Source organism: Candidatus Zixiibacteriota bacterium, assembly GCA_035380245.1.
GTDB lineage: Bacteria > Zixibacteria > MSB-5A5 > GN15 > FEB-12 > DAOSXA01.
Genome location: DAOSXA010000011.1, coordinates 1 through 2402, shown reverse-complemented (window position 1 = coordinate 2402; position 2402 = coordinate 1). Strand labels below are relative to the sequence as shown.

The 2402-nt window shown below is 58.0% G+C and carries 9 protein-coding genes; all 9 read right to left on the bottom strand.

The genetic code is table 11. From position 1 onward, the window contains the following. Window positions 1-13: 13 nt before the first annotated feature. A complete protein-coding gene (locus PLF13_14540) occupies window positions 14-205 on the bottom strand; it encodes a hypothetical protein (protein HOP08487.1) in 192 nt (63 codons plus the stop codon). Further along, complete coding sequence (locus tag PLF13_14535) at window positions 202-393, bottom strand: hypothetical protein (GenBank protein ID HOP08486.1); 192 nt, start codon at window positions 391-393, stop codon at window positions 202-204. The genes PLF13_14540 and PLF13_14535 overlap by 4 nt, the downstream gene beginning before the upstream one ends. After that, on the bottom strand, window positions 390-761 hold the full coding sequence (locus tag PLF13_14530) for a hypothetical protein (protein ID HOP08485.1): 372 nt from the start codon (window positions 759-761) through the stop codon (window positions 390-392). Before PLF13_14530 ends, PLF13_14535 begins: the two co-directional genes overlap by 4 nt. A gap of 66 nt (window positions 762-827) precedes the next feature. Continuing rightward, the gene (locus tag PLF13_14525) at window positions 828-1199 is read right to left on the bottom strand and encodes a hypothetical protein (protein ID HOP08484.1); all 372 of its coding nucleotides are present in this window, start codon (window positions 1197-1199) and stop codon (window positions 828-830) included. Then, window positions 1180-1365 carry a hypothetical protein gene (locus tag PLF13_14520; GenBank protein ID HOP08483.1) on the bottom strand — a complete coding sequence of 62 codons (186 nt, stop codon included), beginning with the start codon at window positions 1363-1365 and terminating at the stop codon, window positions 1180-1182. Before PLF13_14520 ends, PLF13_14525 begins: the two co-directional genes overlap by 20 nt. Beyond that, a complete protein-coding gene (locus PLF13_14515; protein HOP08482.1) occupies window positions 1362-1628 on the bottom strand; it encodes a hypothetical protein in 267 nt (88 codons plus the stop codon). The genes PLF13_14520 and PLF13_14515 overlap by 4 nt, the downstream gene beginning before the upstream one ends. Beyond that, the gene (locus PLF13_14510) at window positions 1625-1888 is read right to left on the bottom strand and encodes a hypothetical protein (protein HOP08481.1); all 264 of its coding nucleotides are present in this window, start codon (window positions 1886-1888) and stop codon (window positions 1625-1627) included. Before PLF13_14510 ends, PLF13_14515 begins: the two co-directional genes overlap by 4 nt. Next, complete coding sequence (locus PLF13_14505) at window positions 1885-2049, bottom strand: hypothetical protein (protein HOP08480.1); 165 nt, start codon at window positions 2047-2049, stop codon at window positions 1885-1887. The genes PLF13_14510 and PLF13_14505 overlap by 4 nt, the downstream gene beginning before the upstream one ends. Then, window positions 2046-2402, bottom strand: a 357-nt coding sequence (locus tag PLF13_14500; protein ID HOP08479.1) for a hypothetical protein, incomplete at its 5' end; no start/stop codon positions are given. The genes PLF13_14505 and PLF13_14500, both read right to left, overlap by 4 nt.

Genomic DNA, 2402 nt, shown 5'->3' with positions numbered 1-2402 from the left:
GACGAACGGTTTCTCAGTTTTCATTTACGCCCTCCTGCTTTAAGTACTCAATCAAGTAGTAAGCATACGCAGTCACCAACCGAACCTCGGCACCATCTTCGTCTTTGAACAGGAACGTGGGCTGGTTTGCTTTTGCCGCAGCCCCGTATTGTTTCTGTAGCAGCTTCAGGTTTTTCGCCGTTTTGGCTATTCCGTTTTGACTCATTCCGACACTTCCTCAATGGTCTTGTTTAAGGCCTGTAAGATGGCCCTTGCTCCCAGCGCCTTGGTTGGATCGTCTCGGTCGACGTAGGAAGCCAGCGCTCCTTCCGCCGCCTGGGCGATATGGAGCAAACGGAGCAGCTTGTCCTTGTTTGTTGCCGACGCCGGCCCGCCGTTTTGTTCTTTGCTCATTTCTTCATCTCCTTTAATGCCGCCCGACACACGAAGCCAGGGCAGTCTTCACTGGGGCACAGCTTCCCATCGACGTCCGCCGCTAAGTATTCCCGGCCGCAATAGACGCAGTGCTTGACCCCATCATGCTCGATCAGATCGTAGGATGCGTCACATCCCATCAGGCGCTCCAGCGCAGCAATCCCGAGATTGATCTTCCGCACCAGCTCGGCGTAGGCCTCCGGAGACAGGATGAACCGGTCTCCTTGGTCCTCAACGGCGAAGCGAGGGGATACCCGGCCTTCCGGGCGGGTCGTTTTCGTCGGAGTTAGCTCGCATGGCGGCCACTTCATCCCGGCCACGAGGTCTCTTTGTTTCTTGGTCGTCATGGCATCCTCCAATAGAGGAAGCACGCGCCTACTCCGGCGGCGATTCCGCCGAGGAAATAGATTGCGTTAATCAGTTGTTCCATTTTTCCCCTGCTCCTTCCACTTCTCGAAGCTCAGTTTCGTCGCACCGGAGCGTACGGCCAGTTGCCAATCTTCCCGGGGGCCCCACGCCGGGGCCCCCGGGTCTTGTGCCAGTTCGACGCCAGCTGCGGCAGCCTGGTCCTGAGGCTTTGTGATGTGCCTGGCCATCAAGCCGCAGTCCAGCTTCGGCGCCATCAGCCGACCGGCCGGAGTCCTCCGCCCGCTCTCGGCCAGGTTCTTCGCCGCTTGCTCCGCGACGGAGATCACCCAATCCACGGCCTCGCTTGAGACCGTCTTCACTCCGTCGCCCTTGGACAGGATGTCCTGCAGCAGGGCTCTATTTATTCGTTTTGCCATTTTGTTCCTCGTCTTTTTCGGGCTCGTCGTCTCGGTCGTAGTAGCAGCCAATCGGGGCCTCTCCGCTGTCGTGGAAGTCCTGGATGCACTGCGTCACGAAGTACATGAACTCACCCATCGCCTTCTTGGACGGCGCATGGAGCGTGATTGTTTGTTTTACTTTCATACGACGATGAATCCTTCTTCCACGAGCTCTTCGAAGAGCCCGTTGGGGTTCGTTTTTAATAGGTCGACGAAGCGGCCATAGTCACCGCTGTGTTCCGGCGAAACATCGAGTGCGCCGCCCGACCGCGGGGCAGCGATTGCCCAGAACAGATAGGCCAGCGCCTCTCCGACATGGTCGAACTCCCAGCTCTGGGTGTTGTCGAAGCACCAGGTAGCTACGCGGTCGATCAGGGCGCAACGCTCTTCGTGGGTGTAGATTTTCATTCCGATTTCTCCAGTTCTTCTCGCAGGGCCTCCACCTCATGGGAGGAAATCCTGACTGTGAATGTAGCCGGCGCGGGGTAGCGCCGGGGGATTCGTGCCAGGATGCGCTTCAACACGGGCTCCAGCTTGTCCAGCCTCTCGACGGCACGGTCGAGGGCGTTTCGCGCCGTGCCGATGTCGAGGGATCTGTCTTCGGCGAGGGCGCGCAGGTGCTGAGTGACTTGGTAAGTGCTCATATCGGCATCTCTTCTGCCTCTCATTTGTCTTCCTCCAGCGGGGTCTGTCGTTTCCATTTGTACTTGACCTTCCCTTGGCATGCCGGGCAGCTCCCATGATTTCGGCAGCTTTTGTCCACGGCCTTGGCGCCGCGATACGGTTTCCGGTGCTCTTTGCCGTGCTTGATGGCCTTGTCGAGGCTCATAGCTCTTCCCATTCATGATTTTTGTGTAGCTGTTCCAGGTAGTTGAACAGCGCCCGGGTCTCGCTCGCCTCGATGTCGTCCGGCAGCATGTGCAGGAGTTCAAGCGGCTTCGCGGTACCGTAACGTTCGTCAGCATCCCAGTGCAACTCAGTGTCTATTCGCAGGCCAAACTTGTAGCGCAGGCCGATGAAGCCCGTTTCCGGTTTTTCTGCGCCCGGCGAAGTCGGTTTGACCACGCATACACCGACCGAGAAGTTCCGTCCGTCCAAGCGGTATACGCCGCGCGGAACGCAGTCTTCCATCTTGATGTAGTTGTCTGTACTTTGGTTCATGGTGTCAGTATCTCCTCGATG